The following is an 18822-nucleotide window of genomic DNA, read 5'->3' as shown; positions in this document are numbered from 1 at the left end:
GTGATTTATGGATTCAGTTTTGCGTGCAGGTGCCATGTATGTGGCCCTCTTGGTGCTCTTCAAGATCGCTGGACGGCGCTCCTTGGCGGAACTGACCACCTTCGATTTCATTCTTTTACTGATGATCGGTGAGGCGACTCAGCAAGCCCTGCTGGGCGATGATTTTTCGCTCACTAATTCTGTGATCGTCATCGTCACCCTTGTCGCCATCGACGTTGGCCTGTCCCTGCTCAAGCGGCGCTCGCGGTGGATGTCACGGCTGATTGATGGCGAGCCGACCATAATCGTCGAGAACGGAAAACTGCTCCACGAACGCCTTCGTCGTGCGCGATTGTTAGAAGCGGATGTGATGGAGGCTGCACGTTCCAGCCAAGGTATCGAGAAGCTGGAAGAGATCAAGTTCGCAATTCTAGAGCGCAACGGCAAGATCTCAGTCATCGCCCAGGAAGACTGACTCGCGAGAGTCGATATGTACTGGCGGAATTACTTGAACACCCTTGGATTCGTGGGGCCTAAGCAATATCAATCTGAGGAGGGCTTGGCCATGTCGGAAGCTACCAGCTATTTCGCAATTGCCGTCGCAGTGATCATTTTGCTCGTTGATCTTTGGGCCATCGTAAGCGTGTTTCGCAGCGACAAGACGGTGGGAGTCAAAGCCGGTTGGGCTTTTGGGCTCATCATTTTCCCAGTCATTGGTTTAATCGTTTGGGGTGTTGCAGGGCCGCGCGGAATCAAAGAAGGCCCATCGTCGCCTGAACACAGCAAAGGGTAAGCAGCATCCGTTGGTCGCTAGTGCAGAAGGTTTTTGAAATTAACCCAGACGCATTTGCTTCAGATGAATGTGGGTTGGCATTCGGTATCTTACCGAGTGAACTGCAGCCCTGATTCGCCTGAGGAGAATGTCATGTTCCTACATAACAAACGACTTCAATACACCGTGCGAGTTGCCCAGCCAAACCCTGGGTTAGCAAATTTATTACTGGAACAGTTTGGGGGAGCTCAGGGCGAGCTTGCAGCGGCCTCCCGCTACTTCACCCAAGCGTTGGCAGAAGATGATCCAGGCAGAAAGGATCTGCTGATGGACATCGCCACCGAAGAACTCAGTCACCTTGAGATCGTCGGGTCGATCATCGTGATGTTAAACAAGGGTGCTAAAGGACAAATGGCTGAAGGTGTGGAGGAAGAAGGAGAGCTGTATCGCGCCATTAATGGTGCCGGCAACGACTCTCACATCACCAGTCTGTTGTACGGCGCCGGTGCTCCGTTGACTAACTCGGCGGGCGTGCCTTGGTCGGCAGCTTACGTCGACACCATCGGCGAACCGACAGCAGACATGCGCTCAAATATCGCCGCTGAGGCGAGAGCGAAAATTGTCTATGAACGGTTGATGAATGTTACCGATGATCCGGGTGTGAAAGAGGCCCTAGGATTTCTGATGACGCGTGAAATCGCCCACCAGCTATCTTTCGAAAAAGCACTGCACGCCATCCAGCCAAATTTCCCTCAGGGCAAACTGTCGGGCATGCCGGAGTTCACCAACGTCTACTTCAACATGTCACAGGGCGAAGGCAGCACTCGCGGCCCTTGGAACGAAGGGGACGATTGGGACTTTGTGGAAGATCCGGCGCCTGCAGTGGATGGTGGGGACGGCACCGCCTCTGTGCAATTGAGCGCTGAGGACGAGGCGCTGCTCATGGATATGAAAGCCAGGACGATGTCCGACCCAGACAGCAATCCGATCACAGGGGCGGACTTAGGGGCGGGGGTACAAGGCGAACCTCAACCTTGAAGAGCAGCCGCACGCCCTCCGGCGTGCGGTCTTTCATCTCATTCAGAGAGGAACCACAGCATGGTTAACAAAAAATCAGCGCGTCGGAATTTAACTGGCCCTGAGATGCTCTTTGCCACCAGTGTCGCTTTTGAACGTGACGCACAGCGCGTATCCCAGCAGTTCCGCCGGTCGCTTTCCGGATTTGCTGAAAAGCACGACTTAAGAAAATAGGAGGTTCCCATGCCCGAGCCTTTGACCTCATCCGGCGCACCACTTCGCTCCTGGTTTGCGCGGTTCTCAGGATCTGGATGGGGCGGACGCGCCTTCTGGTCAATTCTGATTGGCGTGACAGTGTTCTTGCTCATCAGCGGGTACGGCGCCTTCGTCGGTGCCAATAAAGAAAATCTGCACTTCGCATTTCTCGGTGGCATGGCAGGTTTCGCTGCGACGGCCATAGGAGCTGTCGTAGCGATTGCGTTACGAGACATCGCGGCCCGCACACAAGACATCATGCTGGGCTTCGCCGCCGGTATGATGCTGGCCGCCAGTTCGTTCTCGCTCATTCTCCCTGGGATCGAAGCGGCCCAGACCCTTTGCAGAAACCAGTTACTCGCAGCATGTGTAGTTGTTGCGGGATTAGGACTGGGCGTAGCGTTGATGGTTGGCCTTGATCGTTTCGTCCCTCACGAACACGAGAAAAGCGGACGACGGGGGCCGGACGCGCAACGTATCAATCGTGTGTGGTTGTTCGTCCTTGCAATCACTCTGCATAACCTACCGGAAGGCATGGCTATTGGAGTGAGCTTCGCCAATGGAGATATGAAGGTCGGACTGCCGCTGACCACTGCCATCGCCATCCAAGACATACCCGAAGGTTTGGCCGTCGCCCTAGCGTTACGTGTGACAGGCATCTCAGCGCTTCGTGCAGCGCTCATTGCAGTAGGCTCAGGGTTGATGGAACCCATAGGCGCTATCGTCGGCTTGGGGATTTCCAACAGCTTCGCATTGGGATATCCCATAGCTCTCGGTTTAGCGGCTGGTGCGATGATTTTTGTGGTGTCCCATGAGGTCATTCCCGAGACTCATCGCAATGGTCATGAGACCCCCGCGACCTTGGGACTGATGCTTGGCTTCGGAGTGATGATGTTTCTCGATACTGCTTTGGGTTAGCAACGGGCCTTTTGTCCGCCCCCCTTAAAATATTCGGAACACGTCTCAAATGAGGTTGGTCAGTCTTCATGCACGGCAAGTTTTGCATGCATGTTGATCCCATGCGTACGCCCATCAGGCGACGCCAATACTGACCAGAAGGAAGATTGCAAATGGCTAGAAAAACTGTCGAAGACTTGTTTATCCATGAACTCTCTGACGTTTACAGTGCGGAAAAACAAATTACCAAAGCATTGCCGCGCTTGGCGAAAGCAGCGACTAATCCACTGTTGGCGGACGCGTTTACGTCCCACTTGGAGGAGACCCATGGGCAGATTGAGCGCATTGATCAGCTGGTCGAGCTAACCGGTATAAAGCTCAAGCGTATGAAGTGCGTGGCCATGGAGGGACTTGTCGAAGAGTCGAAAGAGCTGCTGGAAGAAATCGACAAAGGAGCTGTGCTCGACGCCGCACTAATCGGTGCGGCTCAAAAAGTGGAGCACTATGAAATTGCTGCCTACGGCACCCTGATAGCGATGGCCAAGCATCTCAAACTTGATGACGCTGCCGCTCTATTGGCCGCAACGCTCGTTGAAGAAAAAGGTGCTGACGAGAAGCTGAGCAAGATCGCAGAGCAGGGCGGTAATCAAGCTGCGACCTTGGAAAAGAAACGTTAAATAAGCGACTTCTGAGTAATCGATCACTCGGTGACGGTGGGAGCTCCGCCACCGAGCCTCATTCAATTCGAGACCTCTACTACGCATTTGAATGGCGAGTCCGTGCCCGTCCAATGTGCTACAGGTTACTCAATGAGGCTGTCAGCCCTACGCTTCCGTCCAGACTAATGCTGCAGTCTCACGCCATTTCACTTCTGTCACTCCGAACCGTTCCGCCTGAGGTTTCGACATGACCTTCAACGGCGGTTTTCCAGGTTTGGGAATCGGTACCAGACCGGCGTCGCAACTCGCCCAGTGCCACGCATCAACATTGCGCATTGTCTTAACGCGGATGACGAATGACATTGGTTTCCCGTGTAGTTTGTACTCGATAACGAATATATCTGTCTGGCTCATGAACTCCTCCTTACGCTCGTAGGCAAAAGAGTGATGCTCACAGAAAAAATTCCAACGTTTTTTGATCGCTTTTGAGGGGTTTCTTTGCCTGGATCTCAACGCTCGAAATTGCTCGTTTTTTGGTGGCGTTCCCCTGAACAGGGGCGCTCTAGAGCGGTCAGAACGATGCACAAGTCTTTATCAAGAAGATTTTTAAGGTTCGGCGTGCCGGTGTAACGTTTCAGCGCCTGGAGCTGAAATGCCTTGTCGAATAATGCTTTTGCGAATCTTTGACTACTGCCCCATTTGGACAACAATCAATGAACCCTGCTCCTAGGACGAACACCATGATCTCCGCTCTTGAGCTCCGACATATTATTGAGTGCGGCTTCCTACCACTGTCGTGCTCATGCACGTTGAATGTGGATGGTTCGCTAATGATCAAGGTTATAGAGCCATCTTCTGGCAGTGTTGAACTGTTGGTGACAGGGGTGTCGGCGGCACCGCTGACTACAAGTCGCTCAATTGCCAATCTGATTGGTGAGCTTCGCAGTGAGATGTCTGCACGCAAAGTCAGTTTTGGATCGAGTGAGTGCAGAGCTCAAGGGAATTGAGAGAATAGATGCGGGAGTAGGGGCCAAAACACGATTTTTGATGTCAAACTGATATCGGAACATAATATGGTTTCATTTCCATTGAGCCGATCTCGTATCCTCCGAAAGAACACAGCAACTTGAGCAAGCACTTTTAGCGGTTATCGCATCGGCGTCAAAGATGGGAGTCAGCCGGGAAGCTTTGTGCGCAGAAGCGGTTGGCGGCCTGATGGCAGATCGTTACTGGCGGTGGTTACTCACGGAGCGCAAACACGGCGCCGCTGATGAGATAGAGGAAGCTTTAACCAAGCTTCTGATGAGGGGGGCAACCAAGTCGACCCCGGTCTACCTCGCATCTACAATGCCTTAAAATCAGGCTTTGTGAATCGCGATGCCAGGCTGCAATAGCGCCGCCATAGCGATAACGAAATCATCCAGTGACCATGGTTTGTGCAGATAAATGGTAGAAGCTGGGATAGCCTCAGGGTCTATTAGGTATCCAGAGGTCAGGATTGCCGCAATTGATGGCCATCGACTACCTACCATTTCGATAAATTCGATACCCTGTATCTGGCCAGGTACGCCGTGGTCTGCGATCACTAGACGGCATTGTTCATGAGTTTGGAGCAGATAGGTTAAGGCGTCATCTGCAGTCTGGAACGAGATTGCCTTCCCTCCGACTTCCGATACGATTTCTGCCATTAACTCTCGCAATGTAGGGTCGTCCTCGATGACGATCACCTTTCCCTCGATTGGCAAAAAACCTTCCCATTGGACGATCAATCAAAGATTCCTTAGCTGGGCACACGTGGCCGGCGTCTAATGAGTCAGTGCCTGAGTGTATGCGCGTTTCAGTATTTTGTGGTTCTCCTTGCAACGTTTTTGATGACCCAGGTCACAGGAAGACTCCAGCATGTAACGACCTGAGGTTTCAGAATTGACCGAGGCAGGCTTACGGTTGCCACTTTCATGTCGACCTCATATGAAGAAGGACGAGAGTTTTCGGTGAGGCACCGAGCCTTCTCGTCCTCTCCACTTATCGACAGATTTAGGTAGTCAGCACCGTCGCGCTTCCGTCGGTTTCCGGCAAAGCGATGTGGTTATCGCCAGGTGTCAGGATGACTTTTCGGCAGTCCTCTTCTTTTTTATCAAAGATTTTATATCCCTCAGCGGCCTGTTCCAGTGACATGCGATGGCTGATGATGACTTCTGGTGCGAGACGACCTGTCTCAATGTGATCCAGGAGCTCGGGTAGGAAACGGTGCACATGGGTCTGCCCCATTTTGAAGGTCAGCCCCTTGTCGAATGCGTCTCCGAACAGGAAGCCATGGATGAACCCTGAATAAACGCCAGGGACACTGACGATGCCGCCGCGTCGAACGGCGGCGATGCACTGACGTAAAGCCTTGCCGCTGCTGCCCTCAAGCTTGAGTGTTGCGAGAACTGTTTCCGTCGTACTACCTTTTGCTTCAAACCCTACCGCATCTACGACGCCATCAACTCCCCGCATTCCTTTGGTTTGCCGAATGATCGTATCTGCAGGATCGTCGTCTTCATCGAAATTGATCGGAATTACACCATACGTTTTCTGCGCGTAAGCCAAGCGGTAAGGATGGTGATCGACCATGAAAATTTGGTCGGCACCGAGCATCCTTGCACAGGCCGCGCTCAACAAACCGACGGGCCCTGCACCATAAATTGCGATGCTGGAACCATTACCAATCCCCGCGTTAGTTACAGCCTGATACGCCGTGGGAAGGATGTCTGAAAGGAAAAGAACCTTTTCATCCGACAGTGTCCCCGGCACCTTAAACGGCCCGGTGTTGGCTTTCGGCACGCGCACGTATTCGGCCTGCCCGCCAGGAACGCCGCCGTACATATGACTGAAGCCGAACAGCGCGGCTCCTGGTGGTATCGCCTTTTTATTTATGATCGCTCCGCGCCCTGTATTTGTTGTTTCGCAGGCCGCGAACAGATCCATTGCGCAGAAGAAACAGCTGCCGCAGGCGATCACAAAGGGAATTACCACGCGGTCGCCGGGTTGCACTGCGGTAACCGCTGAGCCTGCCTCTTCAACGATCCCCATGAACTCATGCCCGAAGATATCGCCATGCTCGACAGTCGGAATCTTGCCCCGATAGAGATGGAGGTCAGATCCGCATATCGCCGTCGCGGTAACCCGAAGAATGATGTCATCACTTTCCTCGATAACCGGATCGGGAACCGTGTCGACTTTGACGCTGTGCGCGCCGTGATAGGTGAGTGCTCTCATGACGTCTTACCTACTTCAGCTGGATGGTAAGTGGGAGAGAAGGATCGAAGAAAGTAAGTTCAGAGTGATATCGACGCAAATGACTAGCGGTCGCATATGTAGGCACGCTCGTAATTTTTTAAACCTAATGGAGCGCAAGTAGGTCGACTGCAGGAGCCATTAACTCAGTCAGTCGGAGGTGTCGTTAATGATCGGTGTTGTCATACCTGCCCACGATGAAGAGCACCACATTGCAGCGTGTCTAACATCAGTTCAGTTCGCGGCTGAGCATCCTGCATTGGCGGGCCAGCCAGTCTCCGTAGTCGTCGTTTTAGATGATTGCTCTGATCAGACCGGACAGATCGTTGCAGCACACGGTGTCAGCGGGATCGAGGTTTCTTTCCAGAACGTGGGCAAGGCGAGAGCAACCGGTGCAGATCATCTTCTGGCCGCTGGCGCGAAGTGGCTTGCTTTCACCGATGCCGACACCGTTGTGCCACATGATTGGCTGGCGCGTCAGATTGGGTTCAAGGCTGATGCAGTTTGTGGAACAGTCGAGGTGGATAGCTGGAATATCCATGGAGACCTGGTTCGCTCAAAGTACACGGAGCTTTACCAGTTCATCGAGAATCACCGGCACATCCACGGAGCTAACCTTGGCTTGAGTGCCGATGCCTATCGGAACGCAGGTGGGTTCCAGCATCTCACTGCACACGAAGATGTCCATTTGGTCGCTGACCTTAAGAGGATCGGTGCTCATATCGTTTGGACAGCAACGAATCCGGTCATCACCAGCGCCCGTAAGGATTACAAATGTCGTGGAGGGTTTGGAGAGTATCTGGTCAATCTGGGTGCCTCACTGGGATTGCCTGCGCTTGATCCACAGGCAAGCGCCGGCGTCTCTCTTTAAAAAAGCGCCGTCTGCAGGAGGGAGCAATTTGGAGTACATCGATTACCTGCAATGGCCAGCCATGGTAGTGACGGTAGCCTCAGCCTGGTTCATCGGGTCGCAACGAGCGTACCGTCGCATGATTGCCTTTTGGGGATTTATCACCAGTAATGCGCTTTGGGTGATCTGGGGGCTTCACGCTGATGCCTACGCCCTGATCCTGCTCGAATGCATACTTTTGGGGATGAATGCCCGAGGCTTCAGGAAGAACTTCAATGCTTCCGAGCCATCAACATAAGACATGTAGCTCGAATGACATCATCCTTCGTAGCTAGAAGCGATTACGGATTAGTGTATTGAGAGATCACTATTCACGCAGGAACTCGAGTATTTCTCGCGCAAGCTCGTCGGGCACTTCCTCCGCCATGTGATGCCCACAGTCGAGCCCACGACCACGTTGTCGTGTTGTCCATGGTTCCCACACGCCTAAAACATCGCCGTACAGAAGCTCAAGATCATCACGTAGCGACCATAAAATCATTGTCGGGCACTCGACCCTGCGGCTCTCGCGACGGTCGACTTCATCGTGAGTACGGTCTATTCCAAGGCCTGCTCGATAATCTTCGACCATGCCATGAACGGTCGCTGGATCATGGATGGCTGCTTGATAGTCTCTGTAGGCGTCTGCACCCATCGCCTCGGCTGTGCCGCCGTACCATCGATCAGGGTCGGCCAGGATTGCCTGCTCCGGTTTTTCGAGTTGCCCGAAGAAGAACCAATGCCACCATTGCGTCGCGAACTGGGCGTTGCAGCGCTCGAGAGCTTCAAGTATCGGTACACCGTCCAATATGCCGAGATGTGTAACGGCTTCGGGATGATCCATAGCCATGCGAAAGGCGGTGTAACTACCTCGATCATGACCAATCACGGCAAACCGCTGATAACCCAGATGTCGCATTAGGGCGATGCAATCCCGGGCCTTGGCGCGCTTGGAGGAGCCTGCATGATCGGACGTATCCTCAGGCTTTGATGACTGGCCAAAGCCTCTTAGATCAGGGCAGACAACATAATGATTTTTTGCCAAGAGTGGAGCAACGCGATGCCAGGTCGCATGAGTCCTAGGATGTCCATGGAGTAATAAGACGGGAGAGCCGCTCCCACCATGCCTGACTCTGAGGGTTGCCTCTGGGAGTTTTACGATATCGAGCGAAAAGTTATCGAACATTCCAATGCCCTTGGCGGTGTCCACTGCTCTTCAATAAGCAATGACCCTGCTGGCTGACTATGTTTCATTGGGGCTTGAGTTTTTCTTGAGCCCTCGAAGGTTCATCAGGAAAAGACAAATCTGTAATACGATCAATGCATACGCGCCTGCGTAAAATCCCCAAATCACCCACAACACGTTGCTCACACTGAAGCATACAAATCCGATCATCCGCCGTCCTGGCCGCTGCGACCCGATTAGCCATGCGGCGAGAACGGTAACAACCATCGCGGGCCATTGAATCCAATCCAGATAAGCCAAATCATCCCCCCGTTACAGTTCAGCGCAACAAATCTCTTATCGATATAACCCTAACCAATCGGGCTTTTGATGGTTGGATGGGGTTTTCAGCAAGGATGACGCTGACCATTGGGATGGGTTGTGACGACCACGGATATCAATGACCAGCCCTCGTGAAGCTTTAGGTTTGCTTCGTTGGCTGATAGCGATTCCATGACTTGGATTGTGTCGGAAATATGCATTTCGTCTTTCTCAAATCGTAAGGTTCAACCATTAGGCGTCGAGCATGAATAAGGGTTCCCTTATCACGGCGTCGCACAGCCGGATCATTCGCGATAGCGCCTGGTCTACATTGAGACCATCGCTTGAGGGTGAACCAGTGAGCAAAATCATCTGCGCACATGACTTACACATCGACCTTCAAGGTGCGAACGAAGCCGGGTTATTCAAATGGCTGCTTGCCAGTTTCCTGATGGGCAAGAGAATCCAGGGGCCAGTTGCCGCCAACGCCTATCAAGTGATCGTCGATAAACATCATCGGGATACGCCGCACAAATTGGCGAGCTGCACTCACCGCCAGCTGGTCATGATGCTTGGTGAGGCTCACTACGTGCGTTACGACGAGACCACCGCGTCGCGGTTGTTGGCATTGGCTAACAAGATGAATGCTGAATATCACGGCAAGGTCAGCAACATCGTCGCGGCAAGCGCAGATCGTAAGGCATTCGAAAAACGGCTATCTGAATTTGAAGGGATAGGGCCGAAAACCATTGAGATTTTTATGAGGGAAGCGGCTGCGGAGCTCTTCGGAACTTCTCCCTAAGTCTCACCAATACTGCCTCCCAATTGCGTGAAGCAAGGAGAAATCATGACAACGCACAGGCTAATAGCGAAGGGCTTGCAGTTGAATGTTTCGGTCTGCGGTCAAGGCTCTCCGCTGCTTTTACTCAATGGTTTGGGTGGTTTGATACGTACCTTCGATCCGCTGCGCGATGAACTTGACGACTTCATGACCATCACGCTGGACGTGCCAGGAGTCGGCAAGTCGCAAATGCCCCGTTGGCCCATTCGCCTGCCAAGCCATGCCGACGTGATTGCCGAGATGCTCCAGCAATTGGGAGTCGACCAAGTCGATGTGTTCGGGGTGAGTTGGGGAGGTGCACTGGCTCAAGAATTCGCTCTTCGTTACCCGAGCATGGTACGCAGGCTGATCCTCGCGGCGACCTCTCCCGGCCCAGTGCTGTTCATGAAGCCTGCTGACGTTATGGATTTTTTCCGCAAGAGTAAAAACGCCAATGTGCGCAAGCAAGATAGCTCCCGCAATCCAATTCACACACTGCTGCGGTTCGGTGTGATGAAAGGCATGCTCTCTGTTAATCCACGAACCTACTATTTCCAGCTCGCAGCCTTGATCGGATGGACAAGCCTGCTTCGGTTGTCCCGGCTGCCTCAACGCACGCTGGTTCTTACCGGCGACTGCGATCCGTTGATACATGCGTACAACGCCCATATCCTGCGCCGCACAATTCGCCGTTCAGAGCTTCGCATTCTGAAGGGGGAGGGGCACTTCTTTGTGGTGACTAGCGCTAGACGAACTGCCGCACTAATGCGCGAATTTCTCTGTCAGCAGCACCATGATGAAGAACAGGAGGTATCCCTCATCGCAAACGACAGGTTGAGGCCATGCCTGCGCTAATCCGAAAGCGTGCCACCGTTAATGCGGCAACCTAAGGTCTCGATACTCCAGGCACGTCCATATTGATCTTGCGCCAGAAAGCCTCGGAGAAGCTGTAAGCCGAGAAGGCAATCAGACCTAGGGCCATCACAATCAATATCAGCCATCCAGCAGGTAGATTCTGCAGAGCGTCGAGCGCTTGTTTCATACCAGGTGGATCCATAGCTTGATAAGTGGAACCGCTAATTGCCAGCAGGAAGGCAATTTCTATGAATACGACTCCACGAGCTATTAGACCGAACCGAGACACTGGCCGGACGTACCGCATGACGTCCTCGTCGGCTTCAAAATATTTCTCGAACGACGCCTTCCATCCTTTGATGATGTGAGCAATTCCAACACCAAGCGGAATGAGAGCGATCAGGTACACCAATAAATTCGAGTGATCCCAAGACAGAAGATGCGCTAGCCAGTCTTTGGTCTGCCCTCCAGAATCCCCCGAGCTTCTAATACCGCTAATGAGTAGACCCATTGCAAAAAACGCTAGAGCGGCGTTGACCAAACCTCCGGCAAACAGACCAGTGCGAATCACCACTCCTTTGAGTTCTTTGCCGTGATGATCGACATCTCGCGTAGCTTGCAAGACACGCCAAGCCGAAAATGCGAGCAGACCCGCCACCACAAGTCCAACTAGAAAATATCCGAATGGCTGGTTTAGTAAAGCTTCCAGGCTCTTGTGGCTGTCCTTTGGTTTTGTCGAATCAAGTGCTGCCAGCAGCGCGAAGATACCGATGATCAAATAAAGCACTCCTCGAGCGGCGTATCCTCCCCGAGCGAGTATTACAAGGCTATGTTGCGCGGACATCGGATCTATTCCCGAGAGTAGTACAAAAGCAGACCCCTCTCGTTGGGAGGGGTTCGATACCAAACGAAGACGCACTGACCTGACCGAGAATTTACTGCCCCCCTACAATTGCTTAAACACCGTAACGCTTATTGCCACCTGAAGTAATGCAGTACCGACCGCCTCGTGGCCCGATACAAATGTGTCCCGAAGAACAAGGGCAGGAGGATCCGTATTCTGGAGTCTGTCTCCGGACTGGTTGTACTGGCGAAGGCGACTGTTTTGGTTTAGAGGCGGTGTAGCAATTCGATCCGGTACAAAGGCTTTTGGAAGAAAGCCACTTCGCAGGTTGGCCATCGACGCTTATGCGCACCCAATCATCCCGTTTTTCGAAGACCTGAACCTTGGCTCCCCGGCTCAACTTGGAGATAACTTTTCCGCCTGGTTGATTTCGGATATTTAGCTTGTCTGTGCTTACGTATTGATCAACCGAGGGGGCAGGTGTCGATGATGGAACCGAGGTAGATGAGACCAGAGTATTCGGAGTGGGAGGGGGGCTCGGTTGCACCTGAGCGGGAGGCGTGTCTTTTTTGCCTATCGCCCAAAGGATCGCGAAAAGAATCAGGAGTGGGACAAACCATGACTGGGATTTCTTGCGCATTTCCATTGCTCTCGCTCAGCAAGCACTATCCAGCCTGTCTTTCCAGACCAACCTGGCGTCATAAACCTATTGCGAGCTTAGCCAAACCTCAATTTTCTGCAGCCTACCTAGCCCTAACATCTTGGGTTTCCCCGGATTAGCGTCGTGAGCTATCGCTATCTTTATTCTAGGGATGGAAACCACTCAGATAAGCATCCATGTAGCAGTGACGGATAAGCTACGATAATTTGCTCCTCAATCGCTGAAAAGTGATCACTATGGAAGGAATGCCTAAGGCTCAAAGCCCAGCTGGTGATATGTCGGATGAAGTCGTGACGAGAGAAGCGCTTTTCGATCTGGCTTGGTCGACTCCAATGACCAAAATTAGCTCGCGATATGGAGTCTCCTCCAGCTACCTCACGAAGGTGTATGCCAGCCTGAATATTCCAAGACCGCCCGTTGGCTACTGGGCGCAAATCGCGGTAGGAAAAGCTAAAGCTCGCCCGGTCTTGCCTGAGGCTCAACCAGGCGATTCAACTGTTTGGAACAGAAATGAAGCACCGCTTCAGGTTCCGCGATCCTCACCTATAAAACGAAAGCAAATGAGCCGGAAGACACCGCTCAACTCTGACATGCAACCTCGTAGGCACCCACTTTTACTGAGTATTGAAGATCACTTCAAGAAAGTGCGGGAAAGCGAGAACGGCTACGATAGGCCTACAAAGCGTGCGATGGCGGATTTAATAGTAAGCCGCAGTGGGGTCACTCATGCGGTCGACTTCGCAAACCAGTTGTTCCTCGCGTTTATGAAAAAAGGCCTTACGGTTACCTTGAGCGATCCTGCCGAGCGCATGAGCCGCGAACCAGTTGATCATAGGGACAAGTCGTCATCGAGATACGTCTATCCCTCGCTTTGGCAGCCCCAACGTCCGACAGTGGTTCATGTTGGAAGCGTTGTTTTTGGTTTGTCCATTTACGAAATCAGCGAATACGTTGAAGTCAAAAGCGTAGATAAAAGGTTAGTCCGGCTGGGTTCGCGTCCAGAGAGAAAACGCGTTGCCCCCTTCCGAAACGAATGGGTAATGAGCGCCGACATGCCCAGCGGTCGACTGTGCCTTCAAGTTTACTCCCCGTACTATCGGGCAGAGTGGGTTCAGCGCTGGAAGGAAGACAAGCCTGGCGATCTGATCAGTAAGATCCCAAGCATCGTGAAGCTATTGATCGCTGAAGCTCCAGGGCTTGCGGAGAAAGTGAAGCTTGAACGGGAGAAAGCCGACCTCGAGTGGCAAAAGCACCAATTGCAAATGGCGGAATGGAAAAGAAAAGAGGAGGAAAAGCGCCAGCTCAAGGCCATACAGGAAAGTCGCGAGCAACTGGAAGCCGTAATCCAGACGTGGGCAAAAGTGAACAGTATTCACGCATTTTTTGCCGATATCGAAGGGTCAGCACAACGATTGGATGGTGTGTCGAGAGAGGCTGTCATGGAGCGGCTGGCCAACGCGAAGGAATTGATTGGCGACCTTGATGCGTTAAAGCACTTCGCTGACTGGAAACCGCCACTCCTCAAGGGCGGTGAGTAGAACGTCCAGCTTTTACAGTGGGTGGGTGCGCGTGGAGTTAAAATGTGAGTGCGGAAGAATGCAATCGGACTCAAATCGTGACGCTGAGATTTGCCAGCAGCGCTTTTCCTCCCAAAGTCACTCAGCTCCCAAGGGTTTTCCAGCGGGAATGTTCAAGGGCGTCAGACACGCAGCTGCTTTAGCCTCTTGCAGCCGTGTTCGGCGTACGTGGCTGAATCATCATTTGGAGTCGGATAACCTGCTGCTGAAGGAGCCTCTGCGCGCTCTTCAATGAGCAGGCGCTCAGGATCACGAGCGACTTGATAGACTTTTCCTGGTACGCGGCAAGTTGCGTCCATTCGTGGCTCCTCAGGGGCTGACCGACATACTCTCCACCCGGTTTCGTCGGGATCTTTCAAGGGTAGGCATCCACCACAATTGGGCACGTGGTTACCGATCTCATAATCACGCCAGTCCAACATAGCTGCGCCATCAATGCCGAGCGGCTTGTGCTCAATCAGCCAGGCTGCAGCGTTGATAACCTGACCATGCGAAAACGCTACGATGTCTTGGGCGGAATGTTCAGCAAGACGCTCCAGGAAAGACTGAGCTCTAGCTATGAAATCTAGAAATGACTCAGCGCCTTCACCATCCGTAGAACCAGGATCTGCTTTGGCCCAATACGCCTCCACCCATTCGCGCCGATCCGCGACGGTTGTGCTAGTGCAACGCGCGGGTTCAAGGTAAGTGAATTCCTGGATGGGCCATATTTCGAATGGTACTGAAGGGAAATCAGCCACTGTCTGAATTGCAGTTGCTTGGCTCGGGAGAATGGCGAGGCAACGATCAGATCTGGGGCCTGGACGAATGACCCTGCCACTAGGCGCGCTTGTTCGACACCTTTTGGCGTAAGAGGAATGCTCGCGTGATCCAGACTGGCTTTGCCGGCGTTAGCCGCGCTTTCACCGTGCCTGATTAGCCTGACATGCTTCATCGAAGACTCTCACAGGCTGGTACGCAGCGCGTTCCATCCATTGCTGATATTGGCGGCTTATGAGATAGGGCCAACGGATCGTTGCCCCAACGATATCAGAACGCTTTGGTCAGCGGTCTGCATAGGCAGTGCAGAGCCTCTGAGCATACCGACAGCACTGTAGTGAGAAAACTATTCCTTGTGCCAGTAACGCTGCACAGTGGAGGCAGGTAAACCGAGCTTGATCACGGTCTCACGCTGAGTCATGCCCGCGACCTTGCACTCTCGCACAGCAGCCAGTTTTTCCTGAGAAACCTGAGCTCCGGAAGGTCTACGCACCAGCTTGCCATTTTCTATTTGGCTTGCGAAGTCGGCTAGAAAACGTGGCGAAGAAAACTCGCGTACTTCCGTTTTTACTTGGGCCAGTAACTCATTAGGCGATATTTTTTCGCGAAGACTTGTTGCGAGTACCAGCAACGAGATTGTTCTGAGGTCAAGGATCTCTGCTACGGATTCGAGCGTTTCAAGCGATGCGCTGACTTTACCGTTTTCAAGGTTATTCACGTGAGTGGGGTCGATGCCAGTCGAAAAATCCTCTGCTTTCAGATCACGTGCACGTCTGAGAACGCGTAGGACAGCGGCAAGTGAGTCCCTAGCAAGCATTGGAATCTCCAAATGCGAGGATAAGGCCACATTGCTAAAACCCATTCCATCTAATATATTCAGCTTTGGGTATGGCTGGTTGATATCACCTGCGTATCGCCTACCAGCAGGGAAACGCCAGAGCTCCTCCCAGCAGGGGCTCCCGCGCGCACCTCCCTGATACCGGAACATGGTCACATTTGGGGGTAGCTGTAGATTTCAACTGCTCCAGAACTCTATTACGTGAATAAAAGGTAAATGTTGTAATGAAGTTTGAGTGCCTAAAAGTTTCCGGAACGCTCGACTATGTCCGATCTGTGATGCCCATGAACGGTGGGTATAAAGCCAAGATCAGTATTGATGGATCTAGCATTCCTAATTTGACAATGACCAGTAAGATTTACGAAGAATTAGAGGTTGGCCAAAGTGTGACATTGTATGGGATGTTCAAGAACAGTAGTAAAAAAGAAAAAAATATTGGTGTGATTTATGGTGTTCAAAAAGAAGGTGGTGAGAAAGTGTTCGCTACTTCCTTTAGGCTCATGGTACCAATGATTTTAGCAGGCGCCGCTGCTCTCGCATTCTGCATGGTATTTCTCATCGGCTGGTTTCCTTCTTTATTCGCATTGATCTTCTTATTCGGACAAGATCAAAGCTATATGTATAACGCTACAGTGCTGACAATAGTTGAAGCTGGGTTGGTTGCGTTGTTTTTCCTTTGGCGTGCCTGGGTAATTTTCAGTGCCTCCTCGAGGCCGGAATCGTGGGAAATTATTGCCCCTTCCACGCTGTCGAGTCGATTCAGCAAGTTTCATAAGGAGTAAAGTTCGCGGCTGGCGGGAAAAGCGAAATTATTGGCCCACACATTCGCTAGAAACTGAACTCAGGCAAATCCCGGCGCGCATAAGCATTATGCAAGCGGAGCGCGCAGGCGTGCAGGATGAGAGCCCGAAGGGCCGAGACGCGGTTTGCCGTGGCTCGGTTCACGCCAGCCATCCGCCGAAGGCGGCACGCCATAACTACCGCCAGCGTTGTAAAGGGGGGCTGAAATGACCTGCGATTTGCTCTGCAAGCGTGAGAGAACTAGGCGGAGAGCTCTGTGGGCGCTTGTAAGCTTTCGTCCAGGTGACCCCACTGCATCTGAGCTCCTTACCATCCTTGATGAGCTCGACATCCAAGAGCGATACGACACCCCTTGTCGCGATAAGCCACTCGAACTCATTGAGGTTCGTAACTCTGTCTCGGTGAGGCGTCATAACTCCGGAATCGACATCATCTTGGAGCAGACTATTCCGCAGCCTTGGAGGGAGCGTTTCCATCAGGCACGTATCGGGGCGACCAGGTTGGTTGATGCCTATTACGCTACAGACTGGGATAAATTCCTGGCGGGTTGGGAAGCAGAGATGCAGCACTTGGAGCAGCATAGGGCCGCAAGACATCAGTAAAATGACTGAGCGGGTGAGGGCATGGGACAAAAGGATGACACGGTGTACTGCGATATCCAGATGCCGCTAGCCCAGGGGCGAGAGCTTCTGGAGTTGGTGAATGCACTGCGAGAATCGAAAGCACATTCAGGTCTCGATAGGGTCTTCGAACACATGCAGCACGAGCTCAGTACATCCATTGATATCATCGAGAATCCACCATCTTGGGGCCCTTGGTGCCAATTAGGAGGCCAGTAGAGCCTTCAGATATCTGCATCCCAAGAATCCTTAGTCGAGATAGGTCTAGTCGCCGAACATCTCGTTGAGCTCCTTATCAGCGCGCCCCAAGGATTTCATCGTGATGTTGCCTGCGTCATTTTCACCGACGTGCCAGAGCGAAAATTTCGGAAGGTTTAGCCAGGCCGGTGGCTTCGCATCAACTGGAAAAGCCGAGCGGGTATGATAGGTTGCTGCACCGTCGATTATCGACACCAGCGCAATACCATGCACCCTTGCGTATTGTATAGCTCCGGATTGAAACCCTGTTATGGTGAACAGCATTCCTTTATGGGCGCCCACAGATCTCACCTTGTCGTGCAATACCTGAACTAGCTCTCGCTCGACTGCGTTACGGTATTTTTTGCACTCAATCAGCACGATGAATTCGGCCCCTGCAAAAGCCTGGAATTTCGCCAGCACGTCGATCTGGTAGGTTGAGTCGTAGGCCTCGACCTTCACGTCGTGCTTCACCTCCAGCGATGTCAGTTCACCTCCGTGTTTGAGGATCCAGTCTCTGACCAAGAACTCGAATTCAGTGGCGGTAATTTCGAGGTTGGGATTCGCCATTGGTGGGAACATTCTTTTCCTCATCGTTCAGTCGAATTGGCAGTGTGCGATAGGTGCGCAGGGCTCGGGGTAGCAGCACTTAAGACTGTCGAATCCTCAAAATGGAAGCGGTGATGGCTTGAGCATTTGCGTCCAGCGCTTCCATGGCCGACATCGCATGAGCGGCGACGCTTCCCACACCATTTTCTGAAAGCCACTTGGTTATTTCTTCTATTGCTGCACCTAGTGCGTGCTGGTTATGCAGCAGCAATGTCAAGGCGTCCGCCGTGGCGATCTTGTAGTTCAAATTATCTGGCATGGTAGTCTTCCTTGAGATGATGCATGAAGCCTAGTTCATCTCACCGCTGGCTCAAACGGTGCGGGTAGTCGCATAGGTTTGCCCGATGTTTTGGCAGAGCACGACCTGGGCGGACAGGGGGCCAGAAGGCTGCACTCACCGTCTGTGCTTGCCCGCCGTGCTTGGTCTGTGGAGCACGCAATGGGTAAAGCTTATCTACCCGAGCTTCAGGTTTGCGTACGCAGCCAAGCCTCCACTTTTTGCCATCGGCCAACCTCGGAAAGCTTCGACCTTCCTGTATCTAGAATCTCAATCAGTCGCTCTCTCTCCGCACGAGAGGGAAACCAATCATCAATCTCGACGCTGCAGTGGTTGGACTCGCTCAATGCCCATCTCACGATCATGTCCGCAGCGGCTCTGTAGTGATCTGCCATGAACAGGCGATGGCCGTCCACAGACCAACCGCGCTTCGCTAGCTCATCGGTCACGTCGATGATGCCAAGGTCGCCAAAGTAGACTGTGGTTTCAGGGTAATGGATCCCTGCCAACGACACCTTTGCCACGCCGGATTCTCGATCAAAATAGGAAAGGAAATGCCATCCGCCAGTAGTGCCTCCAGGATGTGGAAAATTGATGGCGGCCTTGCCTGTTATGTAGTTTTCGCGGGATGCGCGTTTGAGATCGAAGTCGAAGAGTGGCATGTTCATGAGCCGTAACTCTATCCATTTAGCCT

General features: G+C 52.6%; 25 protein-coding genes and 1 pseudogene. 14 read left to right on the top strand and 12 right to left on the bottom strand.

Annotated elements, in window-relative coordinates; all coding sequences use genetic code 11:
* Nucleotides 1-7: 7 nt before the first annotated feature.
* The 6 genes from H043_RS0121025 to H043_RS0121005 all read left to right on the top strand — a co-directional run bounded on the left by H043_RS0121025 (nt 8) and on the right by H043_RS0121005 (nt 3597).
* Complete coding sequence (locus H043_RS0121025) at nt 8-454, top strand: DUF421 domain-containing protein (protein WP_027613500.1); 447 nt, start codon at nt 8-10, stop codon at nt 452-454.
* 90 nt (nt 455-544) lie between these two features.
* Complete coding sequence (locus H043_RS0121020; RefSeq protein ID WP_027613499.1) at nt 545-772, top strand: PLD nuclease N-terminal domain-containing protein; 228 nt, start codon at nt 545-547, stop codon at nt 770-772.
* 132 nt (nt 773-904) lie between these two features.
* A complete protein-coding gene (locus H043_RS0121015; protein WP_027613498.1) occupies nt 905-1789 on the top strand; it encodes a manganese catalase family protein in 885 nt (294 codons plus the stop codon).
* Between the two features lie 60 nt (nt 1790-1849).
* Entirely contained in the window at nt 1850-2002 is a 153-nt protein-coding gene (locus H043_RS30310; RefSeq protein WP_155953508.1) for a hypothetical protein, read from the top strand.
* A gap of 9 nt (nt 2003-2011) precedes the next feature.
* On the top strand, nt 2012-2941 hold the full coding sequence (locus tag H043_RS0121010) for a ZIP family metal transporter (protein WP_027613497.1): 930 nt from the start codon (nt 2012-2014) through the stop codon (nt 2939-2941).
* 152 nt (nt 2942-3093) lie between these two features.
* A complete protein-coding gene (locus tag H043_RS0121005; RefSeq protein ID WP_027613496.1) occupies nt 3094-3597 on the top strand; it encodes a ferritin-like domain-containing protein in 504 nt (167 codons plus the stop codon).
* 147 nt (nt 3598-3744) lie between these two features.
* Here the strand turns inward: H043_RS0121005 and H043_RS0121000 are convergent, their stop codons facing one another.
* On the bottom strand, nt 3745-3993 hold the full coding sequence (locus H043_RS0121000) for a DUF6555 family protein (protein WP_027613495.1): 249 nt from the start codon (nt 3991-3993) through the stop codon (nt 3745-3747).
* Nucleotides 3994-4319: 326 nt separating this feature from the next.
* On the opposite strand from H043_RS0121000, the gene H043_RS29920 reads away from it, so the two are divergent.
* Nucleotides 4320-4586, top strand: a complete 267-nt coding sequence (locus tag H043_RS29920; protein WP_081730260.1) for a DUF1652 domain-containing protein — start codon at nt 4320-4322, stop codon at nt 4584-4586.
* Between the two features lie 351 nt (nt 4587-4937).
* Here H043_RS29920 and H043_RS0120995 read toward each other — a convergent pair whose 3' ends face one another.
* Both H043_RS0120995 and H043_RS0120990 read right to left on the bottom strand, forming a co-directional pair.
* Nucleotides 4938-5348, bottom strand: a complete 411-nt coding sequence (locus tag H043_RS0120995) for a response regulator (protein ID WP_027613494.1) — start codon at nt 5346-5348, stop codon at nt 4938-4940.
* Between the two features lie 265 nt (nt 5349-5613).
* The gene (locus H043_RS0120990) at nt 5614-6837 is read right to left on the bottom strand and encodes a zinc-dependent alcohol dehydrogenase (protein WP_027613493.1); all 1224 of its coding nucleotides are present in this window, start codon (nt 6835-6837) and stop codon (nt 5614-5616) included.
* A 187-nt stretch (nt 6838-7024) separates the two neighbouring features.
* Here H043_RS0120990 and H043_RS0120985 point away from each other — a divergent pair, with 187 nt between their 5' ends.
* On the top strand, nt 7025-7726 hold the full coding sequence (locus H043_RS0120985) for a glycosyltransferase family 2 protein (protein ID WP_027613492.1): 702 nt from the start codon (nt 7025-7027) through the stop codon (nt 7724-7726).
* A gap of 28 nt (nt 7727-7754) precedes the next feature.
* A complete protein-coding gene (locus H043_RS0120980; RefSeq protein WP_027613491.1) occupies nt 7755-8003 on the top strand; it encodes a hypothetical protein in 249 nt (82 codons plus the stop codon).
* A 69-nt stretch (nt 8004-8072) separates the two neighbouring features.
* Here the strand turns inward: H043_RS0120980 and H043_RS0120975 are convergent, their stop codons facing one another.
* Together H043_RS0120975 and H043_RS30780 are read right to left on the bottom strand one after the other, a co-directional pair.
* Nucleotides 8073-8954 carry an alpha/beta fold hydrolase gene (locus tag H043_RS0120975; protein WP_256214397.1) on the bottom strand — a complete coding sequence of 294 codons (882 nt, stop codon included), beginning with the start codon at nt 8952-8954 and terminating at the stop codon, nt 8073-8075.
* A gap of 33 nt (nt 8955-8987) precedes the next feature.
* Nucleotides 8988-9197, bottom strand: coding sequence for a hypothetical protein (locus H043_RS30780; RefSeq protein WP_081730259.1), 210 nt, complete (start codon nt 9195-9197; stop codon nt 8988-8990).
* Between the two features lie 391 nt (nt 9198-9588).
* Here H043_RS30780 and H043_RS0120970 point away from each other — a divergent pair, with 391 nt between their 5' ends.
* Together H043_RS0120970 and H043_RS0120965 are read left to right on the top strand one after the other, a co-directional pair.
* A complete protein-coding gene (locus H043_RS0120970; protein ID WP_027613489.1) occupies nt 9589-10032 on the top strand; it encodes a DNA methylase in 444 nt (147 codons plus the stop codon).
* A 45-nt stretch (nt 10033-10077) separates the two neighbouring features.
* Nucleotides 10078-10905, top strand: coding sequence for an alpha/beta fold hydrolase (locus tag H043_RS0120965; RefSeq protein WP_027613488.1), 828 nt, complete (start codon nt 10078-10080; stop codon nt 10903-10905).
* A gap of 31 nt (nt 10906-10936) precedes the next feature.
* On the opposite strand, the gene H043_RS0120960 is transcribed toward H043_RS0120965, so the two are convergent.
* Together H043_RS0120960 and H043_RS29910 are read right to left on the bottom strand one after the other, a co-directional pair.
* On the bottom strand, nt 10937-11749 hold the full coding sequence (locus tag H043_RS0120960) for a DUF1206 domain-containing protein (protein WP_027613487.1): 813 nt from the start codon (nt 11747-11749) through the stop codon (nt 10937-10939).
* 112 nt (nt 11750-11861) lie between these two features.
* Nucleotides 11862-12389: an SH3 domain-containing protein gene (locus H043_RS29910; protein ID WP_081730266.1), complete on the bottom strand. Its 528-nt coding sequence runs from the start codon at nt 12387-12389 to the stop codon at nt 11862-11864.
* A gap of 257 nt (nt 12390-12646) precedes the next feature.
* Between H043_RS29910 and H043_RS0120955 the strand changes: the two genes are divergently transcribed.
* Entirely contained in the window at nt 12647-13948 is a 1302-nt protein-coding gene (locus tag H043_RS0120955; RefSeq protein WP_027613486.1) for a hypothetical protein, read from the top strand.
* A 365-nt stretch (nt 13949-14313) separates the two neighbouring features.
* Here H043_RS0120955 and H043_RS29245 read toward each other — a convergent pair.
* Together H043_RS29245 and H043_RS0120945 are read right to left on the bottom strand one after the other, a co-directional pair.
* A pseudogene (locus tag H043_RS29245) lies at nt 14314-14921 on the bottom strand (histidine phosphatase family protein); the annotation flags it as partial.
* 171 nt (nt 14922-15092) lie between these two features.
* Nucleotides 15093-15563: a helix-turn-helix domain-containing protein gene (locus H043_RS0120945; protein WP_027613484.1), complete on the bottom strand. Its 471-nt coding sequence runs from the start codon at nt 15561-15563 to the stop codon at nt 15093-15095.
* 245 nt (nt 15564-15808) lie between these two features.
* Between H043_RS0120945 and H043_RS0120940 the strand changes: the two genes are divergently transcribed.
* Complete coding sequence (locus H043_RS0120940; RefSeq protein WP_027613483.1) at nt 15809-16366, top strand: hypothetical protein; 558 nt, start codon at nt 15809-15811, stop codon at nt 16364-16366.
* A gap of 642 nt (nt 16367-17008) precedes the next feature.
* On the top strand, nt 17009-17224 hold the full coding sequence (locus tag H043_RS30770; protein ID WP_027613481.1) for a hypothetical protein: 216 nt from the start codon (nt 17009-17011) through the stop codon (nt 17222-17224).
* Nucleotides 17225-17269: 45 nt separating this feature from the next.
* Here H043_RS30770 and H043_RS0120925 read toward each other — a convergent pair whose 3' ends face one another.
* The 3 genes from H043_RS0120925 to H043_RS0120915 all read right to left on the bottom strand — a co-directional run bounded on the left by H043_RS0120925 (nt 17270) and on the right by H043_RS0120915 (nt 18796).
* Nucleotides 17270-17824, bottom strand: a complete 555-nt coding sequence (locus tag H043_RS0120925) for a restriction endonuclease (protein WP_027613480.1) — start codon at nt 17822-17824, stop codon at nt 17270-17272.
* Between the two features lie 67 nt (nt 17825-17891).
* Nucleotides 17892-18110 carry a hypothetical protein gene (locus tag H043_RS0120920; RefSeq protein WP_027613479.1) on the bottom strand — a complete coding sequence of 73 codons (219 nt, stop codon included), beginning with the start codon at nt 18108-18110 and terminating at the stop codon, nt 17892-17894.
* A gap of 206 nt (nt 18111-18316) precedes the next feature.
* Complete coding sequence (locus H043_RS0120915; protein WP_027613478.1) at nt 18317-18796, bottom strand: hypothetical protein; 480 nt, start codon at nt 18794-18796, stop codon at nt 18317-18319.
* Nucleotides 18797-18822: the final 26 nt, after the last annotated feature.

The organism is Pseudomonas sp. URIL14HWK12:I6 (assembly GCF_000514195.1).
Lineage (GTDB): Bacteria > Pseudomonadota > Gammaproteobacteria > Pseudomonadales > Pseudomonadaceae > Aquipseudomonas > Aquipseudomonas putida_A.
This window is presented reverse-complemented; position numbering and strand designations above follow the sequence as displayed.